The sequence below is a fragment of the Janthinobacterium sp. 13 genome (genome assembly GCF_002749695.1).
Classification (GTDB): domain Bacteria; phylum Pseudomonadota; class Gammaproteobacteria; order Burkholderiales; family Burkholderiaceae_D; genus Janthinobacterium; species Janthinobacterium kumbetense.
The window spans coordinates 3,085,325-3,097,937 of record NZ_PEEQ01000001.1; the positions used below are offsets into that span (position 1 = coordinate 3,085,325).

At 64.4% G+C, this 12,613-nt stretch carries 8 protein-coding genes; 2 read left to right on the forward strand and 6 right to left on the reverse strand.

Going from position 1 to position 12,613, the window contains the following annotated elements; genetic code table 11:
* The first annotated feature begins 160 nt into the window (after nucleotides 1-160).
* Nucleotides 161-2,296 carry a T6SS effector phospholipase Tle3 domain-containing protein gene (locus CLU94_RS13625; protein ID WP_099666003.1) on the forward strand — a complete coding sequence of 712 codons (2,136 nt, stop codon included), beginning with the start codon at nucleotides 161-163 and terminating at the stop codon, nucleotides 2,294-2,296.
* Nucleotides 2,296-3,768: a virulence factor gene (locus CLU94_RS13630; RefSeq protein WP_180278655.1), complete on the forward strand. Its 1,473-nt coding sequence runs from the start codon at nucleotides 2,296-2,298 to the stop codon at nucleotides 3,766-3,768. The genes CLU94_RS13625 and CLU94_RS13630 overlap by 1 nt, the downstream gene beginning before the upstream one ends.
* Here the strand turns inward: CLU94_RS13630 and ccoS are convergent.
* The 6 genes from ccoS to CLU94_RS13660 form a co-directional block, all read right to left on the reverse strand.
* On the reverse strand, nucleotides 3,756-3,938 hold the full coding sequence (ccoS, locus tag CLU94_RS13635; protein ID WP_099666004.1) for a cbb3-type cytochrome oxidase assembly protein CcoS: 183 nt from the start codon (nucleotides 3,936-3,938) through the stop codon (nucleotides 3,756-3,758). The two genes, CLU94_RS13630 and ccoS, sit on opposite strands and share 13 nt — an antisense overlap.
* Entirely contained in the window at nucleotides 3,938-6,376 is a 2,439-nt protein-coding gene (locus CLU94_RS13640) for a heavy metal translocating P-type ATPase (RefSeq protein WP_099666005.1), read from the reverse strand. Before CLU94_RS13640 ends, ccoS begins: the two co-directional genes overlap by 1 nt.
* A gap of 22 nt (nucleotides 6,377-6,398) precedes the next feature.
* Nucleotides 6,399-7,163: a sulfite exporter TauE/SafE family protein gene (locus CLU94_RS13645; RefSeq protein ID WP_099666006.1), complete on the reverse strand. Its 765-nt coding sequence runs from the start codon at nucleotides 7,161-7,163 to the stop codon at nucleotides 6,399-6,401.
* Nucleotides 7,164-7,172: 9 nt separating this feature from the next.
* Nucleotides 7,173-8,621, reverse strand: coding sequence for an oxygen-independent coproporphyrinogen III oxidase (hemN, locus tag CLU94_RS13650; RefSeq protein WP_099666007.1), 1,449 nt, complete (start codon nucleotides 8,619-8,621; stop codon nucleotides 7,173-7,175).
* A 24-nt stretch (nucleotides 8,622-8,645) separates the two neighbouring features.
* Nucleotides 8,646-10,304 carry a methyl-accepting chemotaxis protein gene (locus tag CLU94_RS13655; RefSeq protein ID WP_099666008.1) on the reverse strand — a complete coding sequence of 553 codons (1,659 nt, stop codon included), beginning with the start codon at nucleotides 10,302-10,304 and terminating at the stop codon, nucleotides 8,646-8,648.
* Nucleotides 10,305-10,499: 195 nt separating this feature from the next.
* Entirely contained in the window at nucleotides 10,500-12,611 is a 2,112-nt protein-coding gene (locus CLU94_RS13660) for an EAL domain-containing protein (protein WP_257218796.1), read from the reverse strand.
* Nucleotides 12,612-12,613 lie beyond the last annotated feature (2 nt).

The window sequence follows — 12,613 nt, forward strand, 5'->3', positions numbered from 1 at the left end:
CCCCGGATGAAATAAGCGTAGCGAACTGGCATCGAAATAAAGTGATATTTCGGTCAAAAAAGCCATGCAAGATCCCTGCAACAGCTGGCTTGACATGGCGTAAAACGTGCGTGGAGGCAATGGCTTAGAGTGGCTTGTCCAGACACGTCCAAAGCCCGCCATGGAAGAGCCGAAATGCCGCGATCCGTTTGATGCCCAGGTGGACCTGGTCGTGGGCAAGGCCGAGGGCACGACCCTGTTCGATCACAGCAAGCTCGCCTGCCTGCTGCAGGCGCCGTCGCCGGGCATCGTCGTCTTCGTGCATGGCGTCAATTCCGATGGCGAGTGGTACGGCGCGGCTGAAGACGGCCTGTGCAAGGGCCTGAACACGCGCATGAAGCGCTGCGACGAGCACATGGCGCATGCCACGGCGCAGGGCGGGCAACTGACGCCGGTGCGCTACCGTAGCGAACTGAGCGATGACGGCTATGTCGATCCCGACTACACGGCCAGCACCTTCGTCGCGCCGCAAGCGCATTTCTCTCCCGTGATCCAGTTCCGCTGGGGCTACAAGGCCAGCGACACCGAATTGCAGAAATATGGCGATTCCGTCTACCTGAACGAACACGCTTACTGGGGCGGCGGCCCGTTCGCCAATGGCTGCTCCTCGCTGCCGGACCTGTGGGGCGAGGGCCTGTCGGACGCCCTCTTCCTGTGGGTACATATCGAGCACCTGAATCCCGTCAACGACCGCATCGTGTATGCCTGCCCGCCGCGCCCCTACTTCGTGCTGGCCGCGCTGCGCCTGGCGCACCTGGTGGCGGCCATCCGCCGGCAGCAGGCCGACGCGCCCATCACGCTGGTCTGCCACAGCCAGGGCAATATGGTGGGAATGGCGGCCGCGTTTCTGGGCAATAAGATGGCCAAGGTGCAGGATGCGGCGGGAAAAAGCGGGCGCTGCGTGGCCGATACTTATGTTTTGTGCAACCCGCCCTACAGCCTGTTGCGCAGAAACGATACGGAAGGCTGGCTGCAGGGGCAGGTCAGGGATGTCGATGGCAATGTCGGCCGGCAGAGCGGCAAGGCGCGCCGCCAGACCCTGGCAGCGTTCTTCGACATCGTGCGCGGCCAGGCCAAGGAGCCGCCATTGTCCGCCGTGCTGGCGCAGATGGCCGCCAATGTGCGCCATGATTTCACCCTGGAGAAGGACCGGGCCGCCTATGCCTGCGGCCCGCAGCCCACCACGCGCGGCCGCGTCACCCTGTATTGCAACCCGCACGATCAGGTAATTTCCGCCACGCCCATCCAGGGCATCGGCTGGCTAGGTCTGAGCGCCGAGGAGATCAAGGCCACGCGCGGCGACGGCGTTTTCAGCCAGCGGGTGTTTGCACAGGGCTTCCCCGTTGGCCGGCACGGCGATTATGACTATTGGAGCAACCACTATCGCCAGCCCGCGCGGGGCAGCGCCGAATTCTGGCATCCCCCTTCGCCGATCTCCAGATACGATCCGAATAAAGGCGTGCGCGCCAGCACCAGCGCGGCAGGCAAGGCGGCGACCGTGCGCACGGCCGCGGCCACGTCGGCCCTCATGAAGATGCTGAAGACCCCCATCAATGCCGTGCCGCCCGACGACTGGCGCATCCCCGTGACGGCGCCTGCCTTGCCGGAAAGTTTTACACCGCAGGCCATGCGCTTTGGCGTACCCAGCCCACAATTCGACCAGGATATCGATCCGCCCGGCACGCACCGCCATGCCGGCAAGGCGCGCCAGGAAGGCGACCCGTATGTCGATGACAGCGTGGACGGCACGCCGCAGGGCAACCGCGATACCGAGGCGGGTTTGCGCTATGAAGACCATGCCCGCCTGCGCATGAAGGCCCGCCGTGAAAAGCTCGACGGCAATGACGGCAAGGCGATGATGGAAGACGACCTGTCGACCGCCACGCCGGAATATTTGCAATGGCGCAAGCAGGAAATCGCCGCACAGCTGGTAGCCACCTGCGATACGCATGCGACCGACCACTCCACCATCCTGAGCAATCCCCGGCACGCGGAAATGGCGCTGGCGTATGACGTGGCGATTGGGGTGTGCCATATCGGCGAGGAGGCGATGCGAGAGCTCAGGATTGCTGCTGATTGGCGCTTATCGGCGGATATGGATAAGGACGGATTTAGCAAGATATTTCTTGAATATTTTTCTACTGGAAAGTTTATGAAACTGTCTTTGCTGGAATGGGTTCGATGTGATGGCAGCACAGGGCGCATGCCAGCCGAAATTGTGGATGAACGCATGTACAAGCGCTCGGAGACCTCCTGATGCGCAACTTGATTGCTACCTTACCGCGCAGGCTGGGCTGGAGCATGGTCGTATTCGGTCTGGCGTCTGGTATTGCACTCTGGTCGATATTGCAGACCTGGCCAATCGATGTACCTCTTGAAGAAGGATTGCTGATGAAACGACTATTGTTGATGCCGGCAGTGCTGGCGCTTGCCGTCCTTTTTCTGACCTCCGCCTGCGCCACCAAGGCGCCCGTCGCGGCACCGGCTGCCGCCGTCGTCCCTGCTGTGCCCGCGCAGCCGTACATGGCGCAAGTCGTGGGCGTGCAGTGGCTCAATCCCCTGCAGCGGCGCGATTACCCGACGGAATGGCAATTGCTGTGGACGCTGGGGCTGGCCAAGCCGAACAAGGACGATAGCAAAGTGAAAGAGAACCCTGTGCGTTTTGGCAAGGTGCAATCGATCGGCATGATTGCTTATGGTAATAATGGAAAAGAATCATTCGTAGGCTTTCACGAAAAATATGCATACAAAATGATTATGTTGTTTCATGATATTTACTTTTCTAATCAGGAATATTTTTACAACGCCCACTCGCTGACCGACAAATCCACGCGCCGCGAACTGGCGGGCATCCACGTCGAATATGCCTTGCCGGCCGGGCGGCTTGATCCAGACGAGGCGGGAAAATACGTCGTTGAAACGATTACCGATGCCTTCAGCATCGGCAACCCCTCCTTTCCCGATTCCTGGACCACGGCCACGCCGCCCGACGTGCGCGTGACCATGGGCGGCGCTAATGCGGGCTTTACGTCACTGGCGGCGGGGCTGGCGTATCTGCAGGCGAACCCCGACAAGACGGTGTGGGTGATGAACTGGGACGCGCCCAGCTATCCGCCCAAGGATGAGCAGATCAATGAAAACATGGTCTTGCTGGTGCTGGCCGGCCCGAGCTATAAGACGGACCGCGCGCCGTTGGCGTGGCTGGGCTTTCCCGCCACGCGCAGCACCGCCGATTTCGCCGCGGGCAAGGGCGCTTCGCCGCGCGCCGTGCAGGCCTGGAGCGGCGCCATCGACGCCGCCGCGCGCAATGCGCAATTGACCGATGACGCCATCGGCTACGTCATCCACGATGCGGGCAGCACCTATCCTGTTTCGTCAGAGCGGATTGGCCCGCTGGCGCAAAGCCTGACGCAGCAATTGCCCGACTTCGATTTCAATCGTCAAACCTTCAACATGCCGGCGCTCCTGGGTGAAACGGGCGCCGGCACGGCGCTGACGAACGTGGCGCTGGCCATCGCCCACGCGAACCACGTAGGCCGGCCCGTCCTGGTGGCGGGCACCAGCGACGCGCAGACATTGACCGCGCTGGTGGTGGCGCCGCCGGCCGTCGTGCGGCCCGTCGACCACGAACAGCCGTGGTTCCGCGCGCGCGGCGGCAATACCGTGTTCCTGCCATGGTGGGGCCGGCGCTTCGATGCGCGGCCGGGCTCGCAAGGCTATTCGCGCTGAGGAGCCGGCGGGGTGGCCGCTTCCGCCGGCGTATCGTCGTCCTGCAGCACGCGCAGGCCAGGTCCGACGAGGTCGTCGAACTGGCCGCTGTCCGAGGCCGTGAAATACACCCACAGGGCGATGAAGACGACCACGACGCTTAAGGGGATGAGGAGGTAGAGAGCTTCCATTAGACTTTCCGCAGGCGCAGGGCGTTGGCGATGACGACGGCCGAGCTGGCAGCCATGCCGACGCCGGACAGCCAGGGGTTGAGGAAACCCAGCGCGGCGGCCGGGATGGCCGTCAGATTGTACAGGGTTGCCCAGCCCAGGTTTTCGCGGATGATGCGCATGCTGCGCGCCGCCGTTTTCGCCGTGTCGAGCACGGAAACCAGTTGGCTCGACAGCAGCACCGTGTCCGCATGCGCCTGCGCCAGCGCGGCGCCGGAACCCATGGCGAAGGACACGTCGGCGCCGCTCAGCACGGCGGCGTCGTTGATGCCGTCGCCGACCATCGCCACCACGGCGCCCGTGGCCTGCAATTGCTGGACGAAATCGAGCTTTTCATCGGGCAGGCATTCGCCGCACGCCGTGTTGATGCCCAGTTCCGTCGCCACGCTTTGCGTCAGCGCTTCCTGGTCGCCGCTGAGCAGCACGACTTGCTTGCCGCGCCGGTGGAAATACGCGACGACGTCAGCCGCTTCCGGGCGCAACGCGTCGCTGAGCAGGAAACGCGTCAGCCAGCGCCCCTGCGTGCCCAGGTACAGCGGCGTCATGCCCTGCATGCCGACGGCCGTGTCGCCCAGCGGCGGCCCGGCGAGGGCGGCGACAAAGGCCGCATTGCCCAGGCGGTAGCGCACGCCGTCGACGATGCCCTCGAGGCCCTGGCCTTGTACCTCTTGCAATTGTTCCGCATGCGCGCGCAGCGGCTGTTTTGGCAACTCTTCTGCCGCCGCCAGGATGGCCTGCGCCAGCGGATGGGCGCTGCCCGCTTCCAGCGCGGCGGCCACCTGCAGACAAGCGTCCTCGCCCATGCTGCCCAGGCCCTCGGTTTGCCGCAGCACGGGCCGGCCCAGGGTCAGGGTGCCCGTCTTGTCGAAGACGATGTGGGTGGCGCGGTGCAAGGTTTCCAGCACATGCGGCTGGACGATCAGCACGCCGCGCCGCAGCAGGCTGTCGGTGGCGGCCGCCAGCGCCGTTGGCGTGGCGAGAGACAGCGCGCAAGGGCAAGACACGACCAGCACGGCGATGGCCACGGGCCACGCTTGCGATGGGTCATGCCAGCTCCAGAAGGCGAACACGGCGATGGCAAACAGCAGCAAGCCCAGCACGAACCAGGCGGCGACCTTGTCGGCCCATTGGGCGATCTGCGGCTTGCCGCTGCCGGCCCGCTCGATCAGTTTCAACAGGTCGGACAGGGTGCTTTCGCGCGCCGGTTTGAGCACGCGCAAGATGAGCGCCGCGCTGGCGTTGATCGCCCCGCCCGGCACCCGTTCTCCCGTTTTTCTCCGTTGCGCCGCGCTTTCGCCCGTCAGCAGCGATAAATCGAGCGCGCTCGTGCCTTCGATGATGACGCTGTCGGCGGCGATCGCCTCGCCCGGTTTGACCAGAATCACGTCACCGACGGCCAGGCTGCCGGCCGGCACCAGGGTGGTGGCGCGGTCGTCCGGGAAGCCCGCCATCAGCGAAGCGGACGCGGGCAAGGCGTGCTGCAGGCGCTCCAGCGCCGAGGCGGCCTTGCGGCGCGCCTGCAGCTCGAAGTAGCGGCTGCACAGCAGCAGGAAGATGAACATCGTGGCCGAGTCGTAATACACCTCGCCGCGGCCCGTGAAGGTCGCCACCACGCTGCCGAAGAAGGCCGCCAGGATGCCCAGCGCTACGGGCACGTCCATGCCCAGGGTGCGCGCGCGCAGGCTGGCCCAGGCGCCCTGGAAGAAGGGCATGGCCGAATAGCAGATGGCGGGCAAGGTCAGCAGCAAACTGGCCCAGCGCATCAGGCTGGCCATATTGTCATCCAGCGTGCCATCCTCGGCCAGGTAGGCGGGCGCCACGTACATCATCACCTGCATCATCGACAGGCCGGCGACGAACAGCTGGCGGCCCAGGGTCTTGCTGGCCTTTTGCAGGCGCTCGCCATGGCGCACGGCATCGTAGGGATAGGCCGTGTAGCCGACCTGGCGCACGGCTTGCAGGATGTCGCCCGGTTCGCATTCGGCACGGCTCCAGCGCACGTACAGGCGCTCCGTGGCGACGTTCAGGCTGGCCGCCTGCACGCCGGGCAAACGCGTCAATTGACGCTCGATCAGCCAGACGCAGGCGGCGCAGCGGATGCCTTCGACGGACAGGGTCGCTTCGCAACTGCTGGCGTCGCGCGCGAATTGCGCGTCGTCATTGCTGTACAGGCGCAGCTCGGGCGGCACCAGGGTGGCATCAAACGCGTTGACGGCATATTCATCGCGGTCGCGGTAGTACGCGCTCTGGCCGATGTCGACGATGGTTTGCGCCACCGCTTCGCAGCCGGGGCAGCACATGGCGCGCGGCACGTCGTCGATGGTGACGAGCCAGCTGGAGCCAACGGGGACGGGCAAGCCGCAATGGAAGCAGGCGGAGGGTTGTAGAACAGCATTCATAGGTTTGGTTTCATGCGTCTTTTCATGGATGGCCCGTGACGCACAGGGCGTCGAGCCAGCCCAGCGACACGCCATTGGCGGCGCGCAGCAGGCCCAGCACGCCAAAGCCCAGCACCAGCAAGCCGCTGGCGATGCGCACGGGACGGCGCTGCATCTGCGCGCGCAGGCGCGTGCCCAGCAAGCCCATGCCCAGCAGGGTGGGCAGGGTGCCCAGGCCGAAGGCGGCCATGGCGGCCGCGCCGTTCAGGGCCGAGCCTTGCATCATGGCCGTCAGCAGGGCGCTGTAGACCATGCCGCACGGCACCCAGCCCCACAGACCGCCCACGGCCAGCGCCTTGAACGGCGTATCCATCGGCATCAGCGGTTTCAACAGGGGGCGCACGCGGCGCCAGACGACGTTGCCGGCCGCTTCCAGGTGCGCCAGGCCGCGCCAGGCATCCATCAGGTACAGGCCCAGGGCGACGAGCATCAGGTTGGCCAGCCAGTAGCCGGCCACTTGCAGGGACGCCAGGTGCAGCATGCCGGCGCCCGCCAGGCTGCCGGCCAGGGCGCCGGCCAGCATGTAGCTGGCGATGCGCCCGCCGTTGTAGGCCAGCACGCGCAGCACGTTCGTTTGCACGCTGGTCTGCAATGCGGGGCGCGCCACGGCGATGGCAATGACGGGGCGCACGGGCGCAGTGCCTCCGCTGATCGACAGGGCGCCGACGATGCCGCCGCACATGCCGATGCAGTGCACGCTGCCGGCCAGGCCGACCAGGAACATGGGCACGAGGCTGAGGGCGTTCATCGCGCGGCGCTACACCGTTTTCGAGTAGCGCAGCGGCTGCACCGCGTCCGGCGCCGTGTTGGCGCGCGCCAGGGTCAGGTAGCGGTCGAAGACCATGCAGATATTGCGGATCAACAAGCGCCCTTTCGGCGTCACCGTCAGCCAGTCTTCCTCGATGACGAGCAAGCCGTCGCGCGCCAGTTCGCGCAGCTTGTCCAGCTCGGCGGCGAAATAGCTGCGGAATTTGACGGGGTGCGCTTGCTCGATGGTGGCGATCGACAGTTCGAAATTGCACATCAGCATCTGGATAATGATACGGCGCAACAAATCGTCCGTATCGAGCTTGATGCCGCGCGCGATCGGCAGCACGCCTTCGTCGAGTTTTTCGTAATACGCGTCGAGCGTCTTTTCATTCTGGCTGTACACGGCGCCGACGGAACTGATGGCCGACACGCCGCAGGCGATCAGGTCCGCCTCCGCGCGGGTCGAATAGCCCTGGAAGTTGCGGTGCAAGCGGCCCTGGCGCTGCGCCACGGCCAGGTCGTCCGTTGGCTTGGCGAAATGGTCCATGCCGATGTACACATAGCCGGCGGCCGTCAGGCGCGCGATGCACAGGCCCAGCATGGCCAGCTTGGTGGCGCTGTCGGGCATGTCCGCGTCGAGGATGCGGCGCTGCGGCTTGAACAGGTGCGGCATGTGCGCGTAGTGGTACAGGGCGATGCGGTCGGGGCTGGCGTTGATCACCTTGCGCAGGGTTTCCGTCATGGTGTCCAGGTTCTGTTTCGGCAAGCCGTAGATCAGGTCGATGCTGATCGAGCGGAAACCGGCATCGCGCGCCGCCTGCATGATGGCCACCGTCTCCGCTTCCGGCTGGATGCGGTTGACGGCCTTTTGCACGTCGGCGTCGAAATCCTGCACGCCCAGGCTGATGCGGTTGAAACCTTGCGCGCGCAGCGAAAACACGCGTTCGCGCGACACGGTGCGCGGGTCGATCTCGATCGAATATTCGCCATCTTCATCAGAAGCAAATTCGAAATGCTGGCGCAGGTGCGCCATCAGCTCATCCATCTGCTTTTCGCTCAGGTAAGTGGGCGTGCCGCCGCCGAAGTGTAATTGCTCGATCTGGTTCATGCCGGCAAACAGCTTGCCCTGCATGGCGATTTCCTGTTTCAGGTAGCTGAGATAGGTGGCCGCCTTGCTGCGGTCTTTCGTGATGATCTTGTTGCAGGCGCAGTAGTAGCACAGGGTGTCGCAGAACGGCACGTGCACGTACAGCGACAGGGGACGGCGGCCGCCGCGCATGCGCAGGGCGGCCAGCGCTTCGAGGAAGTTGCCGTAGCCAAATTCCGCATTGAAACGGTCGGCGGTCGGGTAGGACGTGTAGCGCGGGCCGGACTGGCTCATCTTGCCGATGATGACCGGGTCGAATTCGACGACGGCGTCCAGGTCGGCGGAAGCACTGCTGAGTAGTGTAGGCATGATGTGTGTAAAGTCTTGAAAGGTTTAGGCGGCCAGGCGTTTCATGGCGGGCTTGCCGGCGTTTGCGGCGCCAGACTTGCCGCCAGGTATGGCGACGCGGCGCGGTGGCGGCATCTTGCCGAAATTGAACAGGCTCACGGCTTGCGACAGGCTGGCCGCTTCTTCCGCCAGGCGCGTGGCGGCCGCGGCGGCTTCTTCCACCAGGGCCGCGTTCTGCTGCGTCACCTGGTCCATGTGGGCGATGGCCTGGTTGACCTGGTCGACGCCGATGCTCTGTTCGCGCGAGGCGATGGAAATTTCCTGCATGATGGCCGTCACCTGCTTGACGGAGCTGACTACCTGTTCCATGGTGGCGCCGGCGCGGTTGACCTGCAGCATGCCGGCGCCCACCTTGCCGACGGAAATTTCAATGAGTTGCTTGATATCCTTGGCTGCCACGGACGAGCGCTGCGCCAGGTTGCGCACTTCGCCCGCCACCACGGCGAAGCCCCTGCCCTGCTCGCCGGCGCGGGCCGCTTCCACGGCCGCGTTCAAGGCCAGGATGTTGGTCTGGAAGGCGATGCCTTCGATCAAGCCGATGATGTCGACGATTTTCTTCGACGAGGTGTTGATCTCGTCCATGGTGGTGATCACTTCGGAAACGATCTCGCCGCCCTGCACGGCCACTTTCGAGGCGGCCACGGCCAGCTCGTTCGCCTGCACCGAGTTGTCCGCGTTCTGTTTCACCGTCGACGAGAATTCCTCGATGCTCGAGGCCGTCTCTTCCAGGCTGGCCGCCTGCGATTCCGTGCGGCCCGACAAGTCCATATTGCCGACGGCGATTTGCTTGGTGGCCACGGCCATGGTTTCCACGTTGATGCGCACGTCGCGGATGGTGGCGATCAGGTTGCTGTTCATCTGTTGCAGCGCGCGCAGCAGTTGTCCCACTTCATCCGTGCTCTCCGTTTCAAAACTGCCCGACAGGTCGCCCGCGGCAATGGCCCGCGCGCCGTTCAGGGCCTTGCCCAGCGGCTTGAGCACGGACATGCGCAAGGTGTACCAGAGGAAAACGTTGATCAGGAAACCGAACAGGGTGGCGCCGAAGATGGCGTAATTGGTGATCTGGCCGCCGCTGGCGAACAGGCTGATGACGCACACCAGCAGTTGCAGGCAGTTGACGATGGAGGTGGCGGCCCAGATGCGCAGGTTGAGCGACATGTGCGTCAGGCTGTGCAGCAGGTGCGCCAGGCCCGGACGCACGATCTGCCCGTTCTTGATGACGATGTTGCCGCCTTCCTTGTTGCGGATAGCCGCGTAGGCTTCTTCGGCGGCCTTGACCTGGTCCTTGTCCGCCTTGACGCGCACGGACATGTAGCCGATGGTCTTGCCCGCTTCGCGGATGGGGGTGACGTTCGCGCGCACCCAGTAGAAATCGCCGTTCTTGCAGCGGTTCTTCACCAGGCCCGTCCACGGCGTGCCGGCCTGGATCGAGGTCCACAGGTCGGCGAACGCTTCGGCCGGCATGTCCGGGTGGCGCACGATGTTCTGGGGCGAACCGAGCAGCTCGGCCTCGCTGAAGCCGCTGACCTGACTGAAGTAGGGGTTCACATATACGATATTGCCGTTCATATCCGTTTTCGACACGATGGCCTGATCGTCCAAGACGAGGACTTCACGGTTAGTCACTGGCAAATTTTGTCGCATGGTCGCGGCTTCCTGATCAGTTAAATAGGCAATTGGTGAGTAAGACTTGCACGATTGCAAGAATGGAGATCAGTGTAAGGAGTCGCCTGCGCAAATTTATTGATGTAGATCAAAATCCTCAAGATTGGTCGTGCTTGTACGCATTTAGCGATAGCAATGCGGCATTGTTTTAAAGGCACTGGTTGTCGGCAGCGGCTAATCGATACCCGCCGTCAGGGGGCGCAGGCTGCCCACGGCGTAGCCTTGCGCATAGTCGATGCCCAGTTCGCGGATGACGGCCAGGGTGGCCGCGTCTTCCACGTATTCGGCCACCGTTTCCAGGCCCATCACGTGGCCCACTTCATTGATGGCCTTGACCATGGCGCGGTTGATGGCATTGGTGGCGATGTCGCGCACGAAGACGCCGTCGATCTTCAAATAGTCGACGGGCAGGGCTTTCAGGTAGCCGAACGAGGAAAAGCCGCTGCCGAAGTCATCGAGCGAGAAGCGGCAGCCCAGGGCCTTGAGCTGGCGCATGAACACTTGCGCCTTGGGCAGGTTGGCGATGACGGCCGTTTCCGTGATTTCAAAGCAGATTTGCTCGGGCGCAATCGCGAATGCCACGAATTGCTCGGTGATGTAGTCGTGCAAGCCGGCATCGGCCAGCGACATGCCCGACAGGTTGACGGAATACAAGGCCGGTGCGCGGCGTCGGCTTTCGGCCAGCGCGGCCAACGGCGGCAGGCTGTCGCGCACGCTCTGGATATGCGCGCAGACGGCGCGGATGACCCAGCGGTCGATGGACAGCATCATGTCGTAGCGCTCGGCGGCCGGGATGAAGGCGCTTGGCAAGATCAGGTCGCCCTTGCTGTTGCGGATGCGGATCAGCACTTCGTCGTGGTGTTCCGGGCTGTCGTGCAGGTGCACGATGGGCATGGCGTACAGGCGGAAATAGTCGTGGGCGAACGCTTCGTTCAGGCGCGAGATCCACAGCATTTCGCCATGCCGCTGCGCCAGCATGACGTCGGATTCCTGATAGATATGGATGCGGTTGCGGCCCTGTTCCTTGGCCAGGTAGCAAGCCTGGTCGGCCGCGCTCAGCAGCTCGCTCATGGACTTGCTGTCCTGGCTGATTTCCACGATGCCGATGCTCACGCCCAGCTCGAAGCTGCGTTCGTCCCAGGCGAAACGGAAATCGCGCACGGACTGGCGCAGCTGTTCGCCGATCAGGCGCGCATGTTCGAGCGGACAGTGCGGCAGCAGCACGCCCAGTTCGTCGCCGCCCAGGCGCGCCAGGATGTCGCTGTCGCGCATCCGCCCCTGCAGCATCTTGGCCAGCAGCTGCAGCAGCACGTCGCCGGCGCCGTGGCCGCAAGTGTCGTTGATGACCTTGAACTGGTCCAGGTCCAGGTACAGCAGCGCATGCGCGTGGCCATCCTGCTTGGCCGTGCGCAGGGCGCCGGCCACCAGGTGCTCGAATTCGCGCCGGTTGATCAGGCCCGTCAGGGTGTCGTGCGTGGCTTGCCACGACAGTTCCTGGCTCAGCTTGCGCTCGTGGCTGACGTCGCGGAACACGACGACGGCGCCGAGGATGTGGCCGTCGCGCGACCAGATGGGTGCGGCCGATTCCTCGACGGCGATGCGCCGCCCGTCGCGCGTGACCAGTTGCGAGCGGGGCGAAATGCCGATGGCCTGGCGCTGTTGCAGGCAGCGCATGGCCACGTGTTCGCGTGCCTCGCCCGTGCGTTCATCGGCCAGCGGCATGGTCAGGCCGATGTCCAGGCCCTGCGCCAGCTCGTTGCTCCAGCCCGTCAATTGCTCGGCCACCCGGTTCAGGTAACGCGTCTTGCCCTGCGGATCGGTGGTGATGACGCCGTCGCCGATGGAGCTGAGCGTCACTTCGGCCAGCTCCTTGCGCTCGGCGATCATGAGTTCGCGCGCCATGTGCTCGGTGATATCCCAGATGATGCCCAGGGTGCGGTCGGGCCGGCCGCCGGCATCCATGAAGATGTGCGCCTTGGCCGCCAGCCAGTGTTCGCTGCCGTCGGGCCAGACGACGCGGTATTGCAAGGCGTAGCCGCCGCGCCGGCGCACGCCGTCCTGCAGCACGTTGACGACCTTGTCGCGGTCGCCGGCGTGCACGCAGTCGAGAAAGCTGCGGAATGGCTGCGTCAGCGCGCGTTCTTCCAGGCCCAGCAAGGTGGCGCCCTTGGCCGACCAGCTGACCGTGCCGTCGATGACCTGGCCAGCGACGATGCGCGAATCCCAGATCGCCATGTGCGCCGCCTCCAGCGCCATCTGCAAACGTTTCTGCTGGTCGCCCATCATCC